The 23,567-nt window shown below is 71.8% G+C and carries 22 protein-coding genes; 11 read left to right on the forward strand and 11 right to left on the reverse strand.

The annotated features are described in order from the left end of the window. The first annotated feature begins 22 nt into the window (after positions 1-22). The 4 genes from ABD817_RS30700 (at position 23) to ABD817_RS30715 (ending at position 5,479) form a co-directional block, all read left to right on the forward strand. Positions 23-1,798 (forward strand): ABC transporter ATP-binding protein, encoded by a 1,776-nt coding sequence (locus ABD817_RS30700; protein ID WP_344921733.1) that lies wholly within the window; start codon positions 23-25, stop codon positions 1,796-1,798. Next, entirely contained in the window at positions 1,795-3,564 is a 1,770-nt protein-coding gene (locus ABD817_RS30705) for an ABC transporter ATP-binding protein (RefSeq protein ID WP_344921734.1), read from the forward strand. The genes ABD817_RS30700 and ABD817_RS30705 overlap by 4 nt, the downstream gene beginning before the upstream one ends. 65 nt (positions 3,565-3,629) lie before the next feature. After that, positions 3,630-5,021 carry a salicylate synthase gene (locus ABD817_RS30710; RefSeq protein ID WP_344921735.1) on the forward strand — a complete coding sequence of 464 codons (1,392 nt, stop codon included), beginning with the start codon at positions 3,630-3,632 and terminating at the stop codon, positions 5,019-5,021. A gap of 155 nt (positions 5,022-5,176) precedes the next feature. Beyond that, positions 5,177-5,479 carry a hypothetical protein gene (locus ABD817_RS30715; RefSeq protein ID WP_344921736.1) on the forward strand — a complete coding sequence of 101 codons (303 nt, stop codon included), beginning with the start codon at positions 5,177-5,179 and terminating at the stop codon, positions 5,477-5,479. A gap of 205 nt (positions 5,480-5,684) precedes the next feature. On the opposite strand, the gene ABD817_RS30720 is transcribed toward ABD817_RS30715, so the two are convergent. Further along, positions 5,685-6,644 carry an acyltransferase domain-containing protein gene (locus tag ABD817_RS30720; protein ID WP_344921737.1) on the reverse strand — a complete coding sequence of 320 codons (960 nt, stop codon included), beginning with the start codon at positions 6,642-6,644 and terminating at the stop codon, positions 5,685-5,687. A gap of 130 nt (positions 6,645-6,774) precedes the next feature. Here ABD817_RS30720 and ABD817_RS30725 point away from each other — a divergent pair, with 130 nt between their 5' ends. Beyond that, entirely contained in the window at positions 6,775-7,416 is a 642-nt protein-coding gene (locus tag ABD817_RS30725; protein ID WP_344921738.1) for a TetR/AcrR family transcriptional regulator, read from the forward strand. A gap of 9 nt (positions 7,417-7,425) precedes the next feature. Here ABD817_RS30725 and nhaA read toward each other — a convergent pair whose 3' ends face one another. The 6 genes from nhaA to ABD817_RS30755 all read right to left on the reverse strand — a co-directional run bounded on the left by nhaA (position 7,426) and on the right by ABD817_RS30755 (position 11,821). Beyond that, a complete protein-coding gene (nhaA, locus tag ABD817_RS30730) occupies positions 7,426-9,324 on the reverse strand; it encodes a Na+/H+ antiporter NhaA (RefSeq protein WP_344921739.1) in 1,899 nt (632 codons plus the stop codon). 160 nt (positions 9,325-9,484) lie between these two features. Beyond that, positions 9,485-9,754 carry a hypothetical protein gene (locus tag ABD817_RS30735; protein WP_344921740.1) on the reverse strand — a complete coding sequence of 90 codons (270 nt, stop codon included), beginning with the start codon at positions 9,752-9,754 and terminating at the stop codon, positions 9,485-9,487. 150 nt (positions 9,755-9,904) lie between these two features. Further along, on the reverse strand, positions 9,905-10,453 hold the full coding sequence (locus ABD817_RS30740; RefSeq protein WP_344921741.1) for an NUDIX domain-containing protein: 549 nt from the start codon (positions 10,451-10,453) through the stop codon (positions 9,905-9,907). Then, complete coding sequence (locus tag ABD817_RS30745) at positions 10,450-10,797, reverse strand: DUF952 domain-containing protein (protein WP_344921742.1); 348 nt, start codon at positions 10,795-10,797, stop codon at positions 10,450-10,452. Before ABD817_RS30745 ends, ABD817_RS30740 begins: the two co-directional genes overlap by 4 nt. 73 nt (positions 10,798-10,870) lie before the next feature. After that, positions 10,871-11,431 (reverse strand): GNAT family N-acetyltransferase, encoded by a 561-nt coding sequence (locus ABD817_RS30750; RefSeq protein ID WP_344921743.1) that lies wholly within the window; start codon positions 11,429-11,431, stop codon positions 10,871-10,873. A gap of 63 nt (positions 11,432-11,494) precedes the next feature. After that, positions 11,495-11,821: a DMT family transporter gene (locus ABD817_RS30755; RefSeq protein ID WP_344921744.1), complete on the reverse strand. Its 327-nt coding sequence runs from the start codon at positions 11,819-11,821 to the stop codon at positions 11,495-11,497. A 141-nt stretch (positions 11,822-11,962) separates the two neighbouring features. Here ABD817_RS30755 and ABD817_RS30760 point away from each other — a divergent pair, with 141 nt between their 5' ends. Beyond that, on the forward strand, positions 11,963-12,925 hold the full coding sequence (locus tag ABD817_RS30760) for a radical SAM protein (RefSeq protein WP_344921745.1): 963 nt from the start codon (positions 11,963-11,965) through the stop codon (positions 12,923-12,925). Between the two features lie 15 nt (positions 12,926-12,940). Here the strand turns inward: ABD817_RS30760 and ABD817_RS30765 are convergent, their stop codons facing one another. The 3 genes from ABD817_RS30765 to ABD817_RS30775 all read right to left on the reverse strand — a co-directional run bounded on the left by ABD817_RS30765 (position 12,941) and on the right by ABD817_RS30775 (position 15,832). Continuing rightward, positions 12,941-13,540 (reverse strand): TetR/AcrR family transcriptional regulator, encoded by a 600-nt coding sequence (locus ABD817_RS30765; RefSeq protein ID WP_344921746.1) that lies wholly within the window; start codon positions 13,538-13,540, stop codon positions 12,941-12,943. 222 nt (positions 13,541-13,762) lie between these two features. Beyond that, complete coding sequence (locus tag ABD817_RS30770) at positions 13,763-14,455, reverse strand: HAD family hydrolase (protein WP_344921747.1); 693 nt, start codon at positions 14,453-14,455, stop codon at positions 13,763-13,765. Positions 14,456-14,629: 174 nt separating this feature from the next. Then, positions 14,630-15,832, reverse strand: a complete 1,203-nt coding sequence (locus ABD817_RS30775; protein ID WP_344921748.1) for a L,D-transpeptidase — start codon at positions 15,830-15,832, stop codon at positions 14,630-14,632. Between the two features lie 371 nt (positions 15,833-16,203). Between ABD817_RS30775 and ABD817_RS30780 the strand changes: the two genes are divergently transcribed. Genes ABD817_RS30780 through ABD817_RS30790 form a run of 3 tightly spaced genes read left to right on the forward strand, consistent with a single transcriptional unit; the run spans position 16,204 to position 19,349 of the window. Next, positions 16,204-17,880, forward strand: a complete 1,677-nt coding sequence (locus ABD817_RS30780; RefSeq protein ID WP_344921749.1) for a PP2C family protein-serine/threonine phosphatase — start codon at positions 16,204-16,206, stop codon at positions 17,878-17,880. Next, entirely contained in the window at positions 17,877-19,007 is a 1,131-nt protein-coding gene (locus ABD817_RS30785; RefSeq protein WP_344921750.1) for a cobalamin B12-binding domain-containing protein, read from the forward strand. Before ABD817_RS30780 ends, ABD817_RS30785 begins: the two co-directional genes overlap by 4 nt. Positions 19,008-19,013: 6 nt before the next feature. Next, positions 19,014-19,349 (forward strand): STAS domain-containing protein, encoded by a 336-nt coding sequence (locus tag ABD817_RS30790; protein ID WP_344921751.1) that lies wholly within the window; start codon positions 19,014-19,016, stop codon positions 19,347-19,349. A gap of 64 nt (positions 19,350-19,413) precedes the next feature. On the opposite strand, the gene recD2 is transcribed toward ABD817_RS30790, so the two are convergent. Beyond that, entirely contained in the window at positions 19,414-21,633 is a 2,220-nt protein-coding gene (gene recD2 / locus ABD817_RS30795) for an SF1B family DNA helicase RecD2 (RefSeq protein WP_344921752.1), read from the reverse strand. Positions 21,634-21,984: 351 nt separating this feature from the next. Between recD2 and ABD817_RS30800 the strand changes: the two genes are divergently transcribed. Further along, positions 21,985-22,974, forward strand: coding sequence for a DUF4394 domain-containing protein (locus ABD817_RS30800; RefSeq protein WP_344921753.1), 990 nt, complete (start codon positions 21,985-21,987; stop codon positions 22,972-22,974). Positions 22,975-23,153: 179 nt separating this feature from the next. Next, the gene (locus tag ABD817_RS30805) at positions 23,154-23,561 is read left to right on the forward strand and encodes a YciI family protein (protein WP_344921836.1); all 408 of its coding nucleotides are present in this window, start codon (positions 23,154-23,156) and stop codon (positions 23,559-23,561) included. Positions 23,562-23,567: the final 6 nt, after the last annotated feature.

Here is a 23,567-nt window from a genome sequence, read left to right on the forward strand (position 1 = left end):
GGCCCCGTCGGATGCTCCGAGGGTGCCGCCGTTGCGCGGCATCCTGCGCCAGGTCCGGGGCCGCCTCGCCCTGGCCGTCGCCCTGCAGGCCGCCGGCGCGCTGGCCGGAGTCGTCCCCTTCATCGCCGTCGCCCGCATCGCCGTCCACCTCACCGACGGCTCCCCCGCCCTCGGTGAGGAGCTGTGGCCGCTGGTCACCCTCGCGTGCCTGTCCGGTCTCGCGGCCCTGCTTCTCGGCTCCGCCGCCGGGCTGGTCAGCCATCTCGCCGACAACGACCTGCAGCTCGCGTTGCGCCGCCGGCTGGCCGGGCACACCGGCCGCCTGCCGCTGGGATGGATCACCTCCAAGGGGGCGGGAGAGATCAAACGCGCCGTCCAGGACGACGTGCACGCGCTGCACACGCTCGTCGCCCACACCCTCCTCGATGTCACCGCCGTCCTCACCGCCCCGCTTCTCGCGCTGGCCTACCTGTTCACGCTCGACTGGCGGCTCGCGCTGCTCAGCGCGCTGCCCCTGGCCCTGGGCGCCTACCTGTTCAGCCGGGCGATGGCCGGAGCGGCGGCGCGGATGGCCGAGTACGGGGCGGCCCTGGGCCGGATCTCCTCGGCCGCCGTGGAGTTCTCCAACGGCATCGCCGTCGTGAAGACCTTCGGCCGAAGCCGTCAGGTCCACGAACGCTTCCTGGCCGCCACCGACGGCTTCTCCGACTTCTTCACCTCCTGGGTCCGCACCACGCTGGTCACCTCCACCGCGGCTCTGCTCGTCGTCTCCCCGGCCGTCGTCCTGCTCCTGCTCGTCGTGGTGGGAGCCGTGTTCGTCACCGGCGGATGGACGAGCGCCGCCGACCTCGTGCCGTTCGTCCTGCTCGGACCGGCCGTCGCCGCCCCCATGGGCGTGGTCGGCCCCCGGATCCAGCAGATCCGGGCCGGTCAGGCCGCCGCCACCCGCATCTCCGCGCTGCTCGACACCCCGCTCCTGCCGTCAAGCGCGACACCCGCCGTCCCCCGGGGCTCCCGCGTCTCGATGCGCGAGGTGTCCTTCTCCTACGACGGCCGTACCGACGTCCTGAGCGGCATCGACCTCGACCTGGAACCCGGCACCGTCACCGCGCTCGTCGGCCCCTCCGGATCGGGTAAGTCCACCCTCGCCGCACTGCTTCCGCGTTTCCACGACGTCACGGCGGGCGCCGTCACCATCGGTGGCGCCGACGTCCGCGACATACCCGCCGCCGACCTCTACCGCCATGTCGGCTTCGTCTTGCAGGACGTGCGGCTGCTGCGGGCCTCGGTCGCCGACAACATCCGCCTCGGCCGCCCCTCGGCCGGTGACGACCAGGTCGAACGGGCCGCCCGCGCCGCCCAGATCCACGACCGGATCACCGAACTGCCCGCCGGTTACGCCACCGAGGTCACCACCGGCGTCTCCTTCTCCGGTGGCGAACGGCAACGCCTGTCCATCGCCCGCGCCCTGCTCGCCGACGCCCCCGTCCTCGTCCTGGACGAGGCCACCGCGTACGCCGACCCCTACTGCGAGGCGCTGATCCAGGACGCGCTGTCCACCCTGGCCGCCGGTCGCACGCTGCTGGTCATCGCCCACCGGCTGGCGACCGTCCGTCACGCCGATCGGATCGTGGTGCTCGACGGCGGGCGGATCGTCGAACAGGGCAACCACGTGGACCTGCTGGCCGCCGAAGGCCGCTACGCCCGGCTGTGGAGAGCCCAGGAGGCGGCCCAGGCCGGCACGACCTCGACCGTTCACGACAGCCCCGCCGCCTCCCCGGAGAGGACCTCACGATGATCCGTCGTCTCTACCGTGTCCTCGGACCCGAGGGAGCCGGTTTCCTGAACCGTCTCCTCGTCGTACTGGCGGGCGCCGCCATCCTCCAGGGTCTCGCCTTCACCCTGCTGGTGCCGGTGCTGCGTACCCTGCTCGGCGAGAGACCGGGCGAGGTGTGGCCGTGGCTCGCCGCCCTGACGGTCTGCTCACTGGCCTACGCCGCCCTCCAGGCCGTCGCGGTGAGCAGCGGCTTCACCGTCGGCTCCCGGCTCTCGCGGGTGCTGCACCGGCGACTCGCCGACCGCGCCCTCGACCTGCCCATCGGCTGGTTCACCCCCGCGCGGGCCGCCGAACTCAGCCGCCTGGCCGGCCAGAACGTCATCCAGGTGATGAACACACCGGCGCACCTGCTGCGCCCGCTGACCGGCTCGGTGCTCACCCCGCTCACCATCGTGGCCGCCACCTTCCTCTTCGACGGCCGGGTCGCGCTCGTGCTGCTGCTGTGCGCGCCGGTGCTGGTGGCGGTACACCTGTGGAGCACCTCCGTGATGAGCGGGCTGGACCGGGGACGTGACGCAGCGATCGGCGAATCGGCCGACCGCGTCCTGGAGTTCGCGCAGAACCAGCCGGTCCTGCGCGCCTTCGGCCGGACCGTCGACGGCTACGGGGCACTCGACGACGCCCTGGTGGCGCAGTCGCGTGCCGATCGCCGGCTGATTCGCCGCGGCGTGCCGGGCCTGGTGTCCTTCGCCTTCGCCACCCGCACGGTCTTCGCCCTCCTGCTGGCCCTGGGAGTCTCCTGGACCCTGGGCGGCTCCATGGACGCACCCACCCTGCTGGCCCTGCTGGTGCTCGTCGGCCGGCTCACCGACAGCCTGTCCGGCGCGGCCGACCTGGGCGCCGGGATGCGGATCGCCCGCAACGGCCTGGACCGGCTGGACGCCGTCCTCGGCCGTCAACCGTTCCCGCGACCGGCCGAACCCCGGCTGCCGCGCGGAGCCGACGTGGAGTTCGACGCGGTCGGCTTCGGCTACCGGCACGAGAGCGTGGGCGACTCCGCCTCCCGCACCGATCCGGAGACCGAACTGCTCCGCGACGTGAGCTTCCGCATCCCCGAACGCAGCATGACCGCTCTCATCGGGCCCTCCGGCGCCGGCAAGACCACCGTCGCCCGGCTGCTGGCCCGCTTCTGGGACACCACCACCGGCACGGTCCGCATCGGAGGGGTCGACGTCCGCGACATCACCTCCGAGGACCTGGCCGCGACCGTCTCGATCGTCTTCCAGGACGTCTACCTCTTCGAGGGCACGATCGAGGACAACGTCCGCGTCGGTGATCCGGACGCCGATGAGGAGAAACTACGCCGCGCCGCGGTCATGGCCGGGCTGGACCGGGTGGTGGAGGAACTGCCCGACGGCTGGGCCACCCGGGTCGGCGAGGGCGGCACCGCCCTGTCCGGCGGGCAGCGCCAGCGTGTCTCCATCGCCCGCGCCCTGCTCAAGGACGCGCCGATCCTCATCCTGGACGAGGCCACCGCCGCCCTCGACCAGGAGAACGAGGCCGTGCTGACGTCCACGGTCCAGGCGCTGGCCGCCGACAAGACGCTGCTCGTCATCACCCACCGTCTCGCCACCGTGCTCGCCGCCGACCAGGTCCTCGTCATGGAGAACGGGCGCATCACCGAACGCGGCACGCACGCCCACCTCGTCGCCACCGGCGGCACCTACGCCGACTTCTGGCGACAGCGCACGAGCGCCAACGGCTGGCGGCTGGAAGTGGCCCCGTGACCTCGGCGGCGCCGACCGGCGCGTCCGCCGAAGCCCGACAACCCCGTACGGCAAGGAGCACACCGATGACCGCCAGGCGATCCGGACCGTGGAGCGACTGGGCGCGGGCCGTACCCGCCCTCACCCGCACGGCCCTGTTCGACGCCCCCGACGACCCGGCCCGCGCGGCCGTGCGTCTCGCCAGAGCCGGCCTCGGCGAGCAGTACGCCGTCTACGAGCACGACGGGGTCTGGTATTTCGCGGCGGGTTCCGCCGTCACGCTCACCGCGGACGCGACCGAGGTCGTCGCCCGCGCCGGTGGGCGCGCGTGGAGCGCGGCCACCGAAGGCCGGCCCCTGGACAGGGTCGCCGAAGCGCTCACGGCACTCGGCGACGGCGGTGCGGTAACCCGTCACCTGTACGGGTGGGCCGCCTTCGAACTCGCCCACCTGCTGCACGGTGATCCGGCCGCCGCGGGAACGCAACCGCTCCTGTCGTTCCTGGTTCCCTGCGTGGAGGTCGCCCTCAGCCCGGGAAAGGCCGAACTGCGGGCCGTGGACGAGGCCTGGGCCGCGAAGGTCACGGCCCTGCTCCAGGGCCCGGACGATCTCGTCGCGGCCGATGCGACGGCCGTGGCGGATGCCGAACGCCTCGTCGCCTCCGGCGCGTCCGCCTACCGTCACGCCGTCGCCCGCGGCGTCGCCGACATCCAGGCGGGCCTCCTGGAAAAGGCCGTCCTGTCGCGGGTCGTCGTGCTGCCCGAGGGGGAGAGGCCCGACTTCGCCGCCTCCTACCTCGCCGGGCGCCGGGCCAACACCCCCGCGCGCTCCTTCCTGCTGGACCTCGGCGGCCGGCGAGCCTCGGGCTTCAGCCCGGAGACCGTCGTCGAGGTGGAGGCCAACGGCCGGATCCGCACCCAGCCGCTCGCGGGCACCCGGGCCCTGGGGCCCGACCCCGCCGAGAACGACCGCCTGCGCGAGGAGCTTCGCACCGACCCCAAGGAGGTGCACGAGCACGCGATCTCGGTACGGCTGGCCGCCGAGGAGATGGAGACGATCTGCCGGCCCGGCTCGGTGGTGATCGAGGAGTTCATGACGGTCAAGGCACGCGGCTCGGTACAGCATCTCGCCTCCCGGGTCGCCGGGCGGTTGCGCGAGGATCTCGGCCCCTGGCCGGCGTTCGCGGCGCTCTTCCCGGCGGTCACCGTCACCGGCGTCCCCAAAAACGCCGCCCTGGCGGCTCTGAGCCGCCACGAGATCGAACCCCGGGGGCTTTACGGCGGGGCGGTGTTCCGGGCGGGAACCGACGGCTCGCTGGACGCGGCACTGGTCCTGCGGACGCTGTTCGCGCAAGGAGAGCGCGCCTGGCTCCGTGCCGGGGCGGGCGTCATGCGGCAGTCCACCCCGGAACGCGAATACGAGGAGACGTGCGAGAAGCTACGAAGCGTCGTCCCGCATATGCGCTTCCACCAAACGTGAGGGAGCGATGAGGGCGGTGATATAAGAAAACACAAAAATAGAACAGCCGTCGGCAATGATTGTCCAGATCGAATCTCCGTGCGCTCCCGGGCTTCGGCAGCCAAATCCCCTTGGGTATTGTTCGGTATTGGCACCACAATTCAGCAGGGGGAATCATGTCTGTCTCAACCGAGCACCGCCCGCACGCCGGACACGACCACCGGCACGGTGAGGGGTGCGGCCACCCGGCGATCCCGCACAACGGCCACGTCGACTACGTTCACGACGGGCACCTGCACCGAACCCACGATGACCATACCGACGAGTGCGACTCGGCCACCCACGTCGAGCACACCGGGCATGATCACCAGCACGGTGAGGGCTGCGGCCACGTGGCGATCCCGCACGACGGCCACGTCGACTACGTTCACGACGGTCATCGCCACGCCGCTCACGAGGGGCACTGGGACGACCACTGACGCGCGGGCGAGTGTCGCGATGACCGCGGAATCCGCAAAAGCACAGCCGGGTTTCCCTAATGGCCGGGAAAGCGCCATAAAAACCCGGCTAATGCTATCTTTGAGTAGATTCACCGACGAGCGGGTAACGGAAATGCGGGATTCGCCCGCGCGGTGGTAGACCGTCGTCGTGGCGCGTGGAGATCTCACCGACTCCGCACAGGCCCTAGATCGGGAAGTGGCCACGGCGGATGTGCCAGTGGCGGCCGGCCTTCAGGTGGTCGACGATCGCACGCTGGAGCACGGTGCGGCGCGGCAGCCGGTCGAGCGGTGTGGTCAGGGTGCGGAACACGAACCGCAGCACCTCGACGTCGGCGTCCAGCCCTTCCGGCTCCTGGTAGGGCTCCAGCTCGAATCTCCGCTGGAACCGGGCGATGTTGGAGTCTTCGGGTAGATACTCCAGCAGCTGCGGGTCGAGCAGCCACGAGCCGCAGGAGAACGCCGTGTAGTGCTCGCCGGGAAAATGGCGGGGGAAGAACGCGCGGGCCTCGTCGAGCGAGGCCGCGACCGCCTCCGGGGTCATCGGACCCGACTCGGGGATGTGCAGGTCGATGGTGGTGCCGCCGCGGTGGTGCTGCAGCCGTCCCAGCTCGTACAGGGCGCCGCGCGCGTGCAGCGTCAGCCAGCTCTGCATGACCGGCCAGCCCTCGCGGCGCATCCGCCGGTCGATCGCGAGGTTGCGGCCCAGGTCGCCGAGGGTCGCCCAGGTCACGGTGCCGGCGATGCCGTGGTCGCGGTGGTAGCCCGTGACGACGTCGGCCAGGGCGAGGTAGGCGTACACGTAGAGATGCCGCCAGGCGGGGCCTCGTTCGCGGGGGAGCTCCGGGCCGGGCGGCAGCCAGCCGTGGCCCCCGAGGTCGGCGCGGACCAGGGCGATCGAGCGGTCGAGCAGCCAGCGCAGCTGTGGCGTCCAGTGCGGGGAGCCGGGATCGGGCCAGCCCGCCATGATCTCGGCGGCGTCGTCCGGCCGTACCGCGAGCCGGTCGAGGATCGCGGGCGCGTCGGCCTTGGCGGGCAGCGGGGCCGACGGCCGGTCGCCGGCGAGCCGGTGTACGCGGTCGACCTCCTCGACGGGGACCCCGAGCCGGGCGGCGATGTCGTCCAGGTCCACGTCGTCCAGGTCCACGCGGACGATCCTACCGGCCGGTGGGGTCGCCTCCCCCGGTCTGCCACGACGGCCGGTGGGGCGCTCAAAGCTATGTACGCTGTGTACATATGTGTGGTCGTGCCGTGCGCGCGTTCCAAGGAGGTTGATCGTGACGCATCCCAGCCCGCCCGCCCATCCGCCGGTCCGGCGCGGGCGGGGGCGCCGCCCGGCCGACCAGGTGCGCCGGGAGGTCCTGCGGGCGGCCGGTGAGCTCCTGCTGGCCGAGGGCATGGCCGGTTTCACCGTCGAGAAGGTCGCCGCCCTGGCGGGGGCAAGCCGGGTCACGCTGCACAAGTGGTGGCCCTCCAAGGGGGCGTTGGCGCTGGAGGGCTACTACGGTGTGGTCGGCCCCGCTCTGGCCTTCGCCGACACCGGGGACATCGCCGCCGATCTCACCGCGCAGCTGAAGGCGTTCGTCCGCCTGATGCGCGACACCCGGGCCGGGATCGTGGTGCCACAGCTCATCGGCCAGGCCCAGACCGATCCCGATCTGGCGGCTGTTTACCGGGAGCGCTACTCGGGGCCGCGCCGCGCCCTGGCCGTGCGGGCTCTGGAGCGGGCCGCGCAGCGGGGGCAGTTGCGGGAGGGCCTGGATCCGGAGGTGGTCGTCGACCAGCTGTGGGGTGCCTGCTACCACCGGCTCCTGGTCCCCGACCGGCCGCTGACCGAGGAGTTCGCCGAGGCCCTGGTCGCCAACCTGCTGGGCGGCATCGGCCGCCCCGCTCCCCCGCCGGGTCCAGCGGGCGGGTGAAGGGGCGGCCTACCCCTGCCGGTGGTCCAGGCCGGCGCGGGCGCGGGCCGAGCGGATCGCCGACGAGAGGCTGTCGAGGTCGAAGGCGCCGTGGTGGCGCCGCCCGTTGACGAAGAACGTTGGGGTGCCGGCCACGCCGCTGACGTCGGCGGAGTCGACGTCCTCGGCGATCCGGGCGGTGGTGGCCTGGTCGTGGAGGTCGGCGCGGAAACGGCCGACGTCCAGGCCGAGGTCGCGGGCGTGGTCGATGAGGTCGGGGGGACGCAGGCGATCCTGGTGGGCGAGCAGGCGGTCGTGCATCTGCCAGAACGCTCCCTGGGCGGCGGCGGCCTCACCGGCCTGGGCGGCGAGCTGGGCGAAGGGGTGGACGTCGGTGAGCGGCAGGTGTCTCCAGACGTAGCGGACGTCGCCGAGGTCGGCCAGGAGGCGGCGTACGACCGGTTCTGCCTGGCCGCAGTAGGGACATTCGAAGTCGCCGTACTCGATGACGGTCACCGGCGCGTCGGCGGGGCCGCGCAGGTGGTCGCGGTCGGGGTCGACGGGGGCGGCGAGGTCGACGATGGTGTCGGCGGTGCCCAGCAGGGCGCGGATGCGCAGCCGTACCGGGAGTAGCGTGGTGGCGCGGGCGACGGCCCAGGTGATGACGGGCGCGCACAGGGCGGCGGCGAGGATGGCGAACTTGGCCTGCTGGAGCTGGGGGCCGTCGAAGGCGAGGGTGGCGATCAGCAGGGAGACGGTGAAGCCGATACCGGCGATCGCGCCCCCGGCCGTGACGGCGGCCCAGCCGACCGGCGGGCGCACGCGGCCCCGGCTGAGCAGGGTGACCAGCCAGGAGGAGGCGATGATCCCGGCGGGTTTGCCGACCGTGTAGGCCAGCAGGATGCCCAGGGTGATCGGGGAGGCCAGGGCCTGGGCCAGGAAGCCGCCGCCGAGGGTTATCCCGGCGTTCGACAGGGCGAACAGGGGGACGACGACGTAGCTCGCCCAGGGGTGGTAGAGCTGTTGCAGCCGTTCGTTGGGGGAGATCGCCGAGGTGAGGCCGCCCTGGGCCGAGCGGGCCAGGGCGGGGGTGGGTTGTTCGCGAAAGAGGCGGAACAGGTCGGTGGCGCGTTCCAGGTCGCCGCGTGAGGCCGGGGAGGCGTAGGTCAGCAGTCCCATCGCCAGGCCGATGATGACCGGTTCGACGCCGGAGCGCAGCAGGGCGACCCAGGCCGCGGCGCCCAGCAGGGCGTAGACGGATCCGTGGCGTACGCCGAGGGCGCGGACCGTGAGGATCACGATGAAGACGGCCACCGCGGTCAGGAGCGGCAGTGGTGTGACGTGCTCGCTGTAGAAGATCGCGATGACCGCCAGAGCGAGCAGGTCGTCGACGACGGTGACGGTGAGCAGGTAGGTGCGCAGGCGGGCGGGCAGGTGGGATCCGAACAGGGCGAGCATGCCGAGGGCGAACGCGGTGTCGGTGGACATCGCGGCACCCCAGCCGTGGGCGGCCGGGGTGCCCGCGTTGAAGCCGAGATAGATCACGACGGGGACGATCATGCCGCCGGCGCCGGCGGCGAGGGGCAGGGCGAGCCGTCTTCGGTCGCGCAACTCCCCCATGTCGAACTCGCGGCGGGCTTCGAGTCCCACGACGAAGAAGAAGAACGTCATCAGGCCGGTGTTGACCCACTGGCGCAGGTCCTGGGAGACGCCGAAGCCCCCGGCGGTGATGGACAGGGGGGTGCGCCAGAACTGCTCGTAGGTGGCGGGGGCGGCGTTGGCCCAGGCCAGGGCGGTCAGGATCGCGGCGAGCAGGATGATGGCGCTGCCGGTCTCGGTGCGCAGGAAGGCGCGCAGCGGGGTGGTGGAGGTCGGTGCCCACACGGTCCGCGCGGGTGGCGGGGTGCTTTCCCGGTGGCGCGCCGTCATCGCCGGGTTCTCGTCGGGCGCATGGTGGTTCTTCCCCCTGGTGCCTGCTGGTGCCCGCCGGTCGCGCGTCGCGCGGGGCCCGCGGGTGGGGGGTGTGGTGGTCGTGCTCGCCGGGATCGTCCCCAGGGTACCGAAGGGTTCGTGCTGGCGTGGGAGGAGGTCAGGGTGGGGGCGCCGGCCGAAGCTTTCTGACGAAACGGGCGGCGGTGCGGTGGCTCATACCGGTTTCGCCGCGGACCAGGAAGACGGCCTGGTCGAACTGGCCGGAGGCTTTGAGTTCCAGGAGCCGCTCGACGAGTTCGGGGCCGACTCCCCCGCCGACCAGGGCGTTTCTGGGGCGTTGTGCCGCTCGTACCGCGAAGATGATCAGGGCGATGATCGCCGCCACGATGACCGCCGTCAGCAGGAGGATGACGAGCAGGTTCGACATGGGCTGAGCGTACCGCCGCGAGGCCGTCATGTGGGGGGTGAGATCACCGGATTTAACGGCGATGTGGTGATTCGGGGCCCTGTCGGCGCTGGGGAGTACGCGGGGCCGCTCTTTCAGGGGCTCAGGTTTGAGGGGCTCAGGTTTGAGGGTTCAGGCCGCGCCGCGCAGCAGGAGCATGGCGTAGGCGGCGATCGAGTTGCTGTCGGTGATGGTGCCGCGCAGGATCATCTGTTCCAGGTCGGCGCGGGTGACCCAGTCCTGGCGCATGTCCTGTTCGGTGTGCTCGCGCTCGTGGGCGCCGGCGGTCAGGCCGGTGGCGAGGAAGATGTCGTAGTTCTGGCCCGTGGTGCCGTGCGCGTTGTCCAGGCGTCCCAGGTGGGTCATCGAGGTGGCGCGCAGGCCGGTTTCCTGGGCCAGCTCGGTATGGGCGGTGAATACGGGTGAGGGGCTGTCCTCGACCCCGCCCTGGGGGAAGCTCCAGGTGCGCCGCCCCACCGGGTAGCGGTATTCCTCCACGAGGTGGAAACCGTCGTTCTCCATGGGGATGACGATGGCGAAGTCGGGCACGTCCACGACGCCGTAGATGCCGTGTGAGCCGTCGGGACGCTCGATGCGGTCCTCGCGCACGCTGATCCACGGGTTGGTGTAGACGACCATGGAGTCGAGGGTGCGTATCGTCGGTCCGGACACGTCGGTCATGGGCGGAGCCTATCGACGGGGCCGGTGCCGGGCGGGGTGAACGGCAGGGCGGAGGTCACCGCGGTGATCGGCAGGGGGCCGTAGATGTGCGGGAAGGCCCCGGGGGCGTCGTCACCGGCCTCCATGCGGACGTCGAGGCCGGTGGGGTCGACGCTGAGCAGTACGAGGGGGTCGGCGACGTCGCGGTAGAAGCGCTCCACGACGCCGCGCAGCTGCTCGTGGTCGGCGCAGGCGTGGATGAAACCGACCTCGTCGAGGGTGCGGCCGATGGTGGAGACGCGGTACTCCCCCGCTTGGCGGGCGCTCTCCCAGTCGGAGGCCAGGGCCAGGTGCAGAATGGTCATCGCAGACATGGTGCCCTCTGCGTGCCCGTCGTTCAACCGGGGCCCGCCGCGACAGGGGTGGCGGGGGGCGGGTTCAGGGGCGGGCGTGCCATTCGCGGCGCAGGATGGCGTAGACGATCTCGCTGGTCCACTCGCCCTTGACGATCTCGTTGTCGAGGAAGTGGGCCTCGCGGCGCATGCCGAGTTTCTCCAGCACCCGGGCCGAGGCCTCGTTGCGGGCGTCCAGGCGTCCGATGACGCGGTGCAGGTCCAGGCCGTCGAAGCCGAGTTCCAGTACGGCCCGGGTGGCCTCGGTGGCGTATCCCCTGCCGTGGTGGTCGGGGTGGAACACGTAGCCGATCTCGCCACTGCGGTGTGCGCGGCTGTGCCAGATGAGCAGGACGTCGCCGAGCAGCTCGCCGGTGGCGGCCAGTTCCACCGCCAGGGTGAGGGCTTGGCCCTCCTCCAGCAGCGCCGTCTCGGTGATCTTTCTTTTCAGTGCCTCGCGGGTCTGCTCGCGGTCGCGTGGCTCCCAGTACAGGTAGCGGGTGACCTGGGGCAGGCGGTGGATGGCGTGCAGGGCGTCGAGGTCGTCGGGGGTGTAGGGGCGCAGGATCAGGCGGTTGGTCCGGATGGGGTAGGAAGGCTTCAGCACCCGGCCAGGGTAGGGCAGCGGGCGAGTGGCGGGCGAGGCGTTTATCCGGGGGCCGCAGGGGGGTCAGTGGGGGCTCGCGGCCAGGTTGAGCACGACGACGCCGCCGATGATCAGGGCGATGCCCGCGATCTTGGCGAAGCTGATCGTCTCGCCGAGGAAGAGCACGCCGATGGCGGCGATGAGGGCGGTTCCGGCCCCGGCCCAGACCGCGTACGCGGTGCCGACCTCCATCTGCAGCTTGAGTGCCTGTGCCAGCAGGACGAAGGCGGCGACGTAGCCGGCGACGACGAGGACCGACCAGCCCTTGTGGGCGAAGCCGTCGCTGAGTTTGAGGGCGGTGGTCGCCACGATCTCGGCGATGATCGCCCCGGCCAGGATCAACCACGCCATGAATAACTCCACTCCCCCAAAAATCTGTACGAACATACCATTTCATGTCGGTCGCCGATGGGCGGGCCGGGGGCAGGAGCGTCTGGCGCCACGACCTGCCCGGCTTGCGGGCGGTGTCGAAAGCGTGTTCCACTGAGCCGTATGCGATGGGACGCGCCTCCCCTGCTCGCCGCGCCGCCCGACGCCAGGCCGCGGATCGAGCGCTCCGCGCTGACCAGGGTTCACGGGGCCCTGACCTGTTACGAGGTGCAGGCGCGCTCCGCGCTGGACCGCCTCCCCGAGGGCTGGGCGGTGAGCCCCTACCGGGGGTGTGCCCAGGCCTGCCGTTACTGCTCGGTGCGCCGGAGCCATCGCCACCTGGGGCTGGACGCCGGAGGCGACTTCGAGTCGCGGATCGTGGTGCGGACCAACATCGTGCGGCGGCTGCGCGCGGAGCTGGGCTCGCGCTGGGACGGCGAGCACGTCACCGTGGGGGTGGGGGGCGACTGCTACCAGGGGGTGGAGGAGGTCTACCGGCTGATGCCGGGCCTGGTGGCGGCGTTGCGCGAGGCCGGGGCGCCGTTCACCGTCCACACCAAGAGCCGGTTGATCCTGCGCGACGCCGAGCTGCTGGCCGCTACTCCGGGGGCCGGGGTGGTGGTGTCGATCGCGTTCGTCGACGACCGGATCCGCCGTACGGTGGAGCCCGGGGCCCCCAGCGCGCAAAAACGCCTGGAGCTGGTGGCGGAGCTGAACGAGCGGGGGGTGGCGTGCGGGGTGGCGATGGCGCCGATCCTGCCGCTGCTGACCGACTCCCCCGACCAGCTCGCGGCCACCGTGCGGCGCGTCGCCGACGCCGGGGCCGTCAGCTGCGTCCCGCAGGTGCTGCGCCTGCCCCCCGGCGCGCGCGAGTGGTATCTCGCCTGGCTGAATGAGCACCATCCGGCGCTCGGGCCCCGCTACGCCGAGCTGTACGGCAGGGGCGCCGACGCCGACCCCGAGTACGTGCGCCGCCTGACCGGCCAGGTCCTGCAGCTGGCCGCCCGCTACGGGATGGGGCCGACGCGGCCCGAGCAGCCCCTGCCGCTGGCGTTGCCCCGGCAGGCCCAGCTCACCCTCCTGTGAGGATCCACTCCCGCTTCAGGGGCCGAAAGCCCTGAGGGTCACGTCGACGAGTGAGTCGGCGTATGTGGCGCTCAGCGGACCGCTGCGGTGCAGCCACCGCTGGAAGAGGGGGGCGTAGAGCACTTCGAGGACCAGGTCGAGGTCGGCGTCGGCGTCGAGCTGGCCGGCGTCCTGGGCGCTGCGCAGGCGTGCCTTCTTCGCCGCTTCCAGCGGCTGGACCAGCTTCTCGCGGTACTCGGCCGCCAGTGCGGCGTCGTTGGAGATCTCGGTGTTGAGGGCCCGGATCAGCCGGTCGAAGGACGGGTCGGCGAACTCCTCCGCCGTGGCACGCATGACGAGCTTGAGGTCCGCCTCAAGGTCTCCGGTGTCCGGCAGCGCGACCGACTGCCCGTCCGTGTCCTCACTCAGGGCCAGGAGGGCGGCGAAGACGATCGCGCTCTTCGACGGCCACCGCCGGTAGATCGTCTGCTTGCCGACACCGGCACGGGCGGCGATGGCCTCGACGGTGACCTTCTCGTACGCCTCCTCCGCGACCAGGGCGCGGGTGGCCGCGAGGATCGCCTGCCGGGACCGTTCCTTGCGCCGGGAGTGGTCCGGCCCCTTCTCGTTGGGCATGCGCCCACCCTACCCCTGAAGTGAAACGAGACGCCCCGTATTGATTAGTGGGGGGCGACGCCCTGGGCTCAAAACGAATCGAGACGAACCGCTTTATTTACTGAGAGTGAGGCGCCGTGGCGAACGCGAGAGTCTGGCTCATCACCGGCGCGTCCCGCGGCCTGGGCACGGCTGACCGGGCCCGCGGAGCACGTCAGGGCCGGACAGGACCTGCCGGGGCGCTCAGAAGTGGTCCAGCAGCTCGGGGAAACTGCGCAGTCGAAGCACCCGCTCGTCGTCGGGGTCGAGGTCGCTCTGCTCCAGCGCCCAGGTGTGGTCGTTGGGGATGAAGACGGCGTTCATCCCCGCCTGCCGGGCGGGGAGGATGTCCGACTTCGGGGAGTTGCCGATCATCCAGGTCGTCGCGGGCGTCAGCGCGTGCTCGCGGGCCAGCCACCGGTAGACGCCGACGTCCTTCTCCATCACGATGTGCACGTCGCGGAAGTGGTGGGCCAGCTGTGAGACCTCCAGCTTGCGCCGCTGCTCGTCCAGGTTGCCCTTGGTGAGCAGGAGCAGCTCGTGGCGCTCACCGAGGGCGGTGAGCGTCTCGGTGACGCCCGCGACCAGCTCCACCCGGTGCTCGACGAGGGCCAGGACCAGCTCGTCGATGCGGCGGCGCTCGGCCGCGGTCGCCGGGCGCTCGCGCAGCCGCTCGAAGCACTCGCCGAGGCTGCGCAGGAACATCGCGCTGCCGTAGCCGTGGGTGACGGCGTTGGCCGCCTGGATGTCGTCGAGGATGGCGCGGACCTGGGTCCGCTCCAGGGTCGGATGCGCCAGCCAGTCGAAGAAGTCCTCGACGACCCGCTCGAACAGCACGTTGTTCTCCCACAGCGTGTCGTCGGCGTCGAAGATGAGCACCTGCGCCCGGAGTCTCACCCGGTCCTCCCCCGAGAACGTTCGTCCACCGGCGGGGCCGGTCGCCGCCGCCGCGTGTCCGTCGCACACGCTACCGCGCCCGCCCGGCCGGGCGCCGCCGGTTTTCCGCCGCCTCGACATCACCCGCCCCCGGGCCGGGGACGGGTGATGTCGAGGCCTCAACGGGCCGGGTGCTCAGGCCAGGGCGCTGCCCTTGCGCCATTCCTTGAACGACAGCTGCCAAAAGCCCCAGCCGTTGTTCCACTCCATCTCGCGGTCGGTGCCCCTGATGGTGATCACGTCGCCGCGCTGGACCTGGTTGTAGAACCATTTGGCCTGGTCGGGGCGGGAGTTGATGCACCCGTGACTGACGTTCTGGCGTCCCTGGGCCCACACGTTGTTCAGCGCGTGCACGTACTCGCCGCTGTTGGAGAACCGCACCGCGTGGTTGATCATCAGGTCGTAGTAGCCGGGGTCGCCCTTCTTGCGGCCCGGGGAGATCATGCGCTCGGGGTTGGCCTTGCCCATCGCCAGGTGGACGCCGCTGGTGGTGGTGTACTCGCGGGTGCTGGCGTTGCCGGCGCTGATCAGCATGGTCTGCACGACCTTGCCGTCCCGTTTGACGATCATCTTGTGCTTGCGGGTGTCGATCGTGGAGATCTGGGCCGCGCCGATCTGGATGACCTTGGTCATGTCCTTGACGCCGTACATGTCCTTGCCGCCCTGCACGCCTTTGAGGCGGGCGGTGAAGGTCACCTTCTGGTGGGGCTGCCAGAACTTCGCGGTCCGGTAGATCACGGTCGTGTCGTTGATCCACCGCCATGCGCCCTGGGCCGGCTTTTCCGCCGTGACCTTCAGGGCCTTCTCCACCCCGGCCTTGTTGGCGATCTGCTGGTTGAAGGTGACGATGATCGGCGCCCCCACGCCGACCTTCTCCCCCTTGATCGCCGGGGTCACGTCCGCCACCTCGAGCTCGTGCTTGGGCTTGAGCGTCCTGAAGGAACTGCTCGCGGTCGTGCCGTCCACCGCCCGTGCCGACACGGTGTAGTCGCTGGCCGGTTTCATCGGCGTGGTGGAGATCCATTTGGTGCGTTCGGCGTCGAAGTCGCCCTCCAGCGCCTGGCCGCCGCTTTCCACGGTGACCTCCTCCAGCGCGCCGCTGGAGGCCGCGACGACGACCTTCTTGTCCGGTCGCACGGTCTTGCTGCCCTCGGCGGGGCTGATCTTTATCTGCGACGCGGCCGGCGTGCTGGCGGCGGCGGCGCCCGATCCGGCGCCGGGACCGGCGGGAGCCTTCGGGTCCGCCCCCCCGGAGCAGGCGGTGACCAGCACCGCCGCGGTCGCCAGGGACAGGCCGGCCAGCGGCGTCCTGAGGCGTCGGCGTTCCACGATCAGCACAATTTCTCTCCCCCACTACAGCAAACTGCTCTTAAAACACTAATAGGAGATGCATGGTGACTGAACATGGTTGCGACCGGTTTGATAACGTTTCGGACTCTTCGTAAAGTCAGAAAAATGCCAACCGAGAGTCAAAAAAAGACAAAACGCCCACGTCGCGGGCCCCGGTCCGAAAGAGCCGCCGCGCGGGACGGACGGGGGCACGGGCACCGGCGGGCCGCGAGCCGTCGCGCCCCGGCCGCATCAAGAGCCCCCGCCGGGGCATGAAGCGGTGAGACCCCCTGGCGCCGCGTACCCGATCCCACCTGGCCCGCCCGGCCGCGGCCGGAGGATAATCTGATCGACCCCTCTCCACACGGAAGCCCTGGGTGATGACGAGACCTCCCCCCCTGCACGACCTCGGCCACGGGCCCACCACCGCCCCCGGCCTCGGCACCGGCCGTGACACCGGTGATGAGCGCGGCGTGCCGCGGGCACCGGGCGAGGAGCTGTTGCGCGCCATCGTGGAGGCCAGCGGCGAGGGGGTCGTGCTGTGCGACACCGACGACGTCGTGGTGATGGTGAACGCCGCCGCCGCCGAGATGGCCCCCGAGATCGTCCCCGGCCGCCCGCTGCGCTCGGGAGCGGCCGCACCCCTGTTCGAGGGCGAGGGTCCCGAGGGCGAGAGCCACGAGAACGACCACCGGCGGCGCCGGATCCGGGTGCGCCGCGAGGTCTTCGGCCTCACCCACCGGGCCTGGTACCTGCGTGACGTCACCGCCGAATCCGCCAGGACCGACGCGCTGCTGGCCGAGCGCCGGCGCACCGACTTCCTCATCGAGGCCGGCCGCAGGCTGTCGGCCTCGCTCAACATGCGCCGCTGCGCCCGCACCGCGATCGAACTGGCCATCCCCTTCCTGGCCGACGCCGCCATGGTCGTGCTGCCGCCCACGGGGCGCCGCCACGCCGGCTGGCTCCGCCTGACCAGCGCCGACCGCTCCCTGCAGGAGGGCAGCGTCGCCGTCGCCGACACCGCGCAGGTGCCCGGCCTGGCCGAGGCGCTGGCCGGTTTCCCGCCCGTGCCCAGCCGCTGGCTGGACCCGGGCCAGGTGCCCGGCTGGCTGCTGCCCGACAGGTTCGGGGCGGCCGGGCACCTAATCGTCACCCCGCTGCCCGGCAACGGGGTGCCCGCCGGGGCGCTCGTGCTCGCCCGCCACGAGGATGCCCCGCCCTTCGACGAGGACGTCGAGACCCTGGTGCGGATCTTCGCCGCCCGAGCCGGGGCCGCCATCTCCGCCGCCGCCCTCTACCAGGAGCAGAGCGCCACCAACGCGATCCTCAGCAACGACCTGCTGCCCCCGCCGCTGCCCGCCCTGGCCGGCCTGGAGCTGGCCGGATCCCTGCGCGCCGCCCGCCACGCCGGGCTCATCGGCGGTGACTTCTACGACGTCTACCTGCCCGGTGCGAACAGGACGGGCGAGCCGCTGGTGGTCCTGGGCGACGTCTGCGGCAAGGGCGCCCGCGCCGCCGTCCTGGCCGGGCACATCCGCCACTGCCTGCGCACACTGCTGCTGCTGGAGGAGCGCCCCGAACGGCTGGTGGCCCTGCTCAACCGCTCCCTGCGAGGCTCACCCGCGCCCAACTCCTACGCCACCCTCGTGCTCGGCACGCTCGATGCCGCCCCGGACGGGCACGTACGCGTGAACCTGGCGGTCGCCGGGCACCCGGCGCCGCTGATCCTGCGCCTGGACGGCACCGTGCAGGAGAGCACCGCCCACGGCTCCATGCTCGGCGCGTTCGCCGACACCGTCCTGACCCCCGCCGACGTCGACCTGGCCCCCGGTGAGGTGTGCCTGCTCTACAGCGACGGCATCACCGAGGCCTTCGGCGGCCCCACCGGCAAGGAGATGTACGGCACCCACCGGCTGAAGGCCGCCCTGGCCGACTGCGCGGGCATGCCGGTCGAGGCGCTGGTCGAGCGGCTGGAGCAGATCAGCACCGACTGGCTGGGCGGCGACGTCCAAGACGACCGGGCACTGCTGGCGGTGCGGGCGAGGCCGGCCCGATGAGCGCGCCGCACATCACGCCGGACATCGAAGACATCGAAGACATCGAAGACATCGAAGACATCGAAGACACAGCGGGCACGAAAGAGGCGGACGCGCTCCCGGCGGAGGCCGCCGGCCGCTACCTGGAGCACATCGGGCGGGCCGACGAGTTCGCCGCCATCGACCTGGTGCTCGGCCTGCTGGAGGAGGGCGTGGACGCCGAGCGGCTGCTGCTGGAGCTCATCGCCCCCGCCCAGCGGCGCGTCGGCGAGCTGTGGGCGGCCAACGAGTGGTCCGTGGCCCGCGAGCACGGCGCCACCGCCGTCAGCGAGCGCGCCGTCGCCGCGATCGCCGCCCGCGTCCGGCCCGAGCCCACCCGCGGGCGCCTCACCGTCGCCTGCACCGACGGTGAGTACCACGCGCTGCCCACCCGCCTGCTGGCCGAGGTCCTGCGCCTGCGCGGCTGGCGGATCGACTTCCTGGGCGCCAGCGTGCCCGGCCCGCACCTGATCACCCACCTGCACCAGAGCGGGCCCGACGCGGTCGCGCTGGGCTGCGCGCTGGCCACCCGCCTGCCCCGGGCGCACGCCACGCTCGCCGCCTGCCAGGCCGTCGGCGTGCCGGTGATAGCCGGTGGGGCCGGTTTCGGCGCCGACGGCCGCCACGCCCGGCTGCTGGGCGCCGACGCCTGGGCGCCCACCGCCGACGTCGCGGCCGACCGTCTGGAGCGCGGCGACCTGACCGGCCCGCCCCGCCCGGCCGACGCGCCGGCCCACCTCGCCGACGAGGAGTACACCCACCTGACGCGCCGGCGCACCGAGCTGCTGCCCCGGGCGATGGAGGCCCTGGCCCGCGTCTACCCGCCGATGGCGGCCTACGACCTCCACCAGCTCGACGCCACCGCCGCCGACCTGGGCCACCTGCTCGACTTCCTGGCCACGGCCCTGTACGTCGACGACGCGCCGGTCTTCACCGGCTTCGTCGGCTGGACCCGCGCCGTGCTCGCGGCACGCGGCGTCCCCGCCCAGGCCCTGGCGGTGGGATTGCGCGTTTTCCACGACGAGCTGCGAGACTTCCCCCGTGCCCGCCACATGCTGGACCAGGGGATCGAGGCGGCCCCCGTCCCCGGCACCGATCAGGAGACCTGACGATTGATGTTCGACAAGACCCCGTTCCGTGTCGAGGTGCGCGTCACCGCCCCGGAGACCACCCTGCTCGTCCTCAGCGGTGACCTCGACTACGACACGGCCCCCGAGCTCTCCGGCTTCACGCGGGAGCTGCTGTCCGGGCAGGTGCGCAACCTCGACCTGGACCTGTCGGGCCTGGAGTTCATCGACTCCTCGGGGGTGGCCGCCCTGATCAACGTCTACAACTCCACCGGTGAGCACGACATCACCATGCGGATCGTCGCCCTCACCCCCTATCTGCGCCACCTGCTACGGGTGACCGCCCTCGACCGGGTCTTCAGGCTCCCCCAGGAGCAGGAGTGAGCGCCGCCTCGGCGCGGTGGCCGGGGTCGTTTCGGCGGGCGCCGATCGGAGTCGCGGGGGGTTCTCAGCGGTCGCGCAGGCGGTGGGTGAGGCTGGTGTGGCGGCGCCCGGCCCCCCGGGTGCGTACCGCCTGGGCCAGCGCGCGGCGCGAGCCGACGATGACGACGAGCTTCTTGGCCCGGGTGATCGCGGTGTAGAGCAGGTTGCGCTGCAGCATCATCCACGCGCTGGTGGACAGCGGGATGACCACCGCCGGATACTCGCTGCCCTGGGAACGGTGGATCGACACCGCGTAGGCGTGGGCCAGCTCGTCCAGCTCGTCGAAGGCGTACTCGACGTTCTCGTCCTCGTCGGTCAGCACGGTCAGCTTGTGGTCGTCGGGCCTGATGTCGACCACCATGCCCACGGTGCCGTTGAACACCCCCGCCGCGCCCTTCTCGTAGTTGTTGCGCAGCTGGGTGACCTTGTCGCCGACCCGGAAGATCCGCCCGCCGTAGCGGCGCTCGGGCATGCCCTCCCGGGAGGGGGTCAGCGCCTCCTGCAGCGCGTTGTTGAGGTTGCCGGCCCCCGCCGGACCCCGGTGCATCGGCGACAGGACCTGTATGTCGCGGCGCGGGTCGAGACCGAACTTGCGCGGGATGCGGTTGGCGACCACGTCCACGGTGAGTGCCGCGATCTCCTCGGGCTCCTCGCAGGGAAACAGGAAGAAGTCGGTCATGCCCTCCAGCGCCGGGTGCAGGCCGGTGTTGACCCGGTGGGCGTTGACGACCACCCCCGACTCCTGCGCCTGGCGGAAGATGTGGGTCAGCCGCACCCGGGGGATCTCCTCCTCGGCGGCCAGCAGGTCCCGCAGCACCTCGCCCGCGCCGACCGAGGGCAGCTGGTCGACGTCTCCGACGAAGAGCAGGTGCGTGCCCGGGGCGATCGCCTTGACCAGCTTGTTGGCCAGCAGCAGGTCCAGCATCGAGGCCTCGTCGACCACGACCAGGTCGGCGTCCAGGGGGTTGTCGCGGTCGAAGGTGGCGTCCCCGCCGGGACGCAGCTGCAGCAGCCGGTGCACGGTGGTGGCCTCGTGGCCGGTCAGCTCCGCCAGGCGCTTGGCCGCCCTGCCGGTGGGCGCGGCCAGGATCACCTTGGCCTTCTTGGCGCGGGCCAGGGTGACGATGGAGCGCACGGTGAAGCTCTTTCCGCAGCCGGGGCCGCCGGTCAGCACCGCGACCTTCTCCGTCAGCGCCAGCCGCACCGAGTGGGCCTGCTCCTCGGCGAGCTCGGCGCCGGTCCTGGTGCGCAGCCATTTCAGCGCCGCGTCCCAGTCGACGGAGGCGAAGGCGCCCAGCCGGTCGTGCTCGCAGGCCAGCAGGGAGCGCAACGCCCCGGCCAGCGACAGCTCGGCGCGGTGGAAGGGCACCAGGTAGACCGCCGGGACGCTGCCGTCGCCGACGGGGACCTCCTCGCGGACCACGCCCTCCTCGGCGACCAGCTCCTCCAGGCACCGCGCGGTCAGCTCGGCGGGAACCTCCAGGATCTTCACCGCGTCGCCGACGAGGTTGGGGGCCGGCAGGTAGCAGTGGCCGTCGTCGGCGGCCTGCGACAGGGTGTAGCGCAGGCCCGCCTTGACGCGCTCGGGGCTGTCGTGCGGGATGCCCACGGCCTGGGCGATGGTGTCGGCGGTCTTGAAGCCGATGCCCCACACGTCGTCGGCCAGCCGGTACGGCTCGCTCTTGACGACCGTGATGGACTTGTCGCCGTACTGCTTGAAGATGCGGACCGCGATCGAGGTGGACACGCCGACCCCCTGCAGGAAGATCATCACCTCTTTGATGATCTTCTGTTCCTCCCAGGCGACGCCGATCATCTTGGTCCGCTTGGGACCGAGGCCGGGGACCTCCACCAGCCGCTCGGGGGTGGTCTCGATGACCTCCAGGGTGTCGACGCCGAAGTGGTCGACGATCCGCTCGGCCATCTTCGGCCCGATGCCCTTGATCAGCCCGGAGCCCAGATAGCGGCGGATGCCCTGGATGGTGGCGGGCAGCACGGTGGCGTAGGACCACACCTCGAACTGCTTGCCGTACTTGGGGTGGGAGGCCCAGCGCCCGGTCAGCCGCAGCGACTCGCCGGGCTGGGCACCCAGCAGCGGCCCGACCACGGTCAGCAGGTCGGCGCCGGAACGGTCGGTGGCCACCCGGGCGATGGTGTAGCCCGTCTCCTCGTTCGCGTACGTTATACGTTCGAGAACGGCCGAGATCGAGACGCCAGAAACCCCGCGTTGTTGCTCCGGCTGCACGCCACCTCCTTCGCGCTGGACCCGCTCGCGCAAGTGTAGGACAGCCGCCGAAGCTCCGAAGGCGCGTGTTTCCCTCGTCTTCCGTCGTCTTTGGGAGGGTATCGCGGGACCGTGGTGGTTCCCGCCGCGGCCGGTGGACCCGGGGAACGCGGGGGCGGGGTTTCGCGGGTTTCGCCGGGCTCCGTCCGGGTGCGGGCGGGGCGGATCGCCGGCCGATCCCAGACACGCCGGTGACGCGCCGCCCTTTCACGGGCCATGTCGTCGCGGTGTGTGATGAAGTCTCTGCGATCTGTGACGGCCCCGTCGTCGAGGAGGCGGGGGCCGTGGCATCCGACCGCGAAGGAGAGGCACATGCGAAGGACACTCATCGCCGCCGTGGCGGCGCTGAGCACGGTGGCGGGCGCGGTGGCGGGCAGCGCGCCCGCGATGGCCGGGCGCAGGCCCGGCATCGACGTCATCGGGCTCACCGGCGACCAGCGCCTGGTGGGTTTCGAGATCCGCTCCCCCGGCCGCACCCGCGACCTCGGCAGGGTCCGCGGGCTCGCCGGCGACACCGCGCTCGTCGGCATCGACTACCGCGTGCGCGACGGCAAGCTGTACGGCGTCGGGAACCGGGGCGGTGTCTACACGCTCGGCGGGCCGGCCAGGGCGGTCAAGGTCTCGCAGCTGACCGTGCCGCTGAGCGGGACCGACTTCGGCGTCGACTTCAACCCCGCCGCGGACCGGCTGCGCGTGATCAGCGACACCGGGCAGAATTTGCGCCACAACCTCGACGACCCGGCGGGCACCCCGGCCGCGGGACGGACCGTGGCCGACGGGCCGCTGACCGGCCCGCAGGCCCGCTCACAGGCCGCTCCACCGGTCACTGCATCGGCCGGTCCGCAGACCGATCCGTCGAGCGCTTCACAGGCCGGCTCGCTGACCGGCCTGCTGACCGGCCCGTCCCCGACCCCGGCCCCGGCCGTCGCGGAAGCGGTCGCGACCGGCGTCTCGGGCGCCGGGTACACCAACAACGACCTCAGCCCGGCCACCGCCACGACGCTCTTCGACGTGGACACCACGGCCGGCCGGGTGCTCTTGCAGTCCCCCGCCAACGCGGGCACGCTGGCGGCGACCGGCAACCTACGGGTGGCCGCGACCGGCGCGGCGGGCTTCGACATCCACAGCTCGCTGCGCAACGGCGTCACCGTCTCCAACAGCGCCTTCGCCGCGCTGAGGGTCGGCGGGCGCTACGGGTTCTACGGCATCAACCTGCTCACCGGCGCCGTCAACTACGACTACGGCCTCTTCCCCGCCAACCGGCAGGTGCGCGACATCGCCATCCGGCTCGACCGTGGCTGAGACCGGCCGCGGGCATCCGGGCAGGGAACATTGAATAGCCTGGGGCACCGGCGCGAGCGGATGACGTTTTCTCCGATCCGCTCGCGGGCGGATGTCCGGTACGGGCCGTCGGCCCCGACGTCTCCGGTGCCGGGCGCCACGGCGGCGCCGGCGGAGAAGGAGAGAGAACCGTGAAGTACATGATCCTGATGTACGGCTCGCAGCGGGACTACGACGCCATGTCGGGCGACGCCGCGGACCACCCGGAGCTGTCCCCGCAGGACTTCGCGCCGATGCACGAGTTCATGCGGGCGTTCGGCGAGGACCTGGAGAGGTCCGGCGAGTTCGTCGAGACGCGGGGCCTGGCCGCTCCGGTCCACACCCGCAGGGTGGGGGTCAAGGACGGTGTCGCGGTGGTGACGGACGGGCCGTACGCCGAGACCCAGGAGGTCCTGGCCGGATACTGGATCGTGGAGTGTGAGAGCTTCGACCGGGCGACCGAGATCGCCGCCCGGCTGGCGAAGTGCCCCGCCCCCGAGCAGATCGCCGCGAACTCCTACGCCGACGTACGGCCGGTGGAGGAGTTCCGGGGCGAGCCGGTGATCTGATCGCCG

The organism is Streptosporangium oxazolinicum (genome assembly GCF_039537505.1).
Lineage (GTDB): Bacteria > Actinomycetota > Actinomycetes > Streptosporangiales > Streptosporangiaceae > Streptosporangium > Streptosporangium oxazolinicum.